This window comes from Mycobacterium gordonae (genome assembly GCF_001417955.2).
GTDB classification, from domain to species: Bacteria; Actinomycetota; Actinomycetes; order Mycobacteriales; family Mycobacteriaceae; genus Mycobacterium; species Mycobacterium gordonae_B.
The window spans coordinates 1-798 of sequence record NZ_LKTM01000240.1; the positions used below are offsets into that span (position 1 = coordinate 1).

General features: G+C 64.5%; 1 protein-coding gene. It reads right to left on the reverse strand.

Features of this window, described 5'->3' with window-relative positions:
- Positions 1-51: 51 nt before the first annotated feature.
- On the reverse strand, positions 52-798 hold a 747-nt coding region (locus AO501_RS18085), incomplete at its 5' end, for a site-specific integrase (protein ID WP_156452653.1).

Genomic DNA, 798 nt, shown 5'->3' on the forward strand with positions numbered 1-798 from the left:
CCGTATTCTCTGAACTCAACGTCTGTGCTGCCCAGCGTCGCCGACATGTGCTCAGGAATCGGTTGTGACCGTTGGTATTCCGAGCTCAGTGTTGTTGTTCGGGCGGCTGCGGCGGTGGAGTTGGGTGATTTTGTCTTCGGCCCCAGCGAGGCTGACTTGAAGTCCTTCGACCTCGCCGAGCCAGCCTTCGCGTTCGGCTTCGACGATGCGAGCGACCAGGTTGTCGCGGATCTCGAGCAGGCGGTGCCGTTGGGCGGGGTCGGGCCACAGGAGAGGGCATCTGACACAAGCATGCTCGTGAACACAACGGCTGGCGAAGGCGCGGCCGCAGGTGCCGAGGGAGACCTTGCGGCGTTCGAAGTGGCCCAGGAAGTCCTGCCATTCCTCGTCGGTGGGGGCCCGGTATTCGTCGGTGGGCCTCAGGTCGCGGCGGCGGGCCAGGAACGCCAAATGCGATTGGATGGCCTCGTCGGGATAGACAGCCTTGTAGCCCATGGTGACGTTGATGTCGCGGTGCCCGGCGATCACCTGGGCGATATGCGGCGGCAGCCCGTTGAGGACGGCGTCGGTGATGAAGAGTCTTCGGAAGTCGTGAGGCGTGAATCGCAGCGGTTGTCCTGTTGATGGCTCAGTGAGCCCAGTGGCGGCGATAGCGTCATCGAGCATGGAGCGGATCGCCGTGGCGCTGATGGCGCGGTGCTCGCAGCCCCTGCGACGCTGGAACAGCAGCGGTAGCGGTGGCAGCCAGATGCGTTCGTGGTGGTCATAGGCGGCAACGGGCGGAATGGCGCCGTTGGT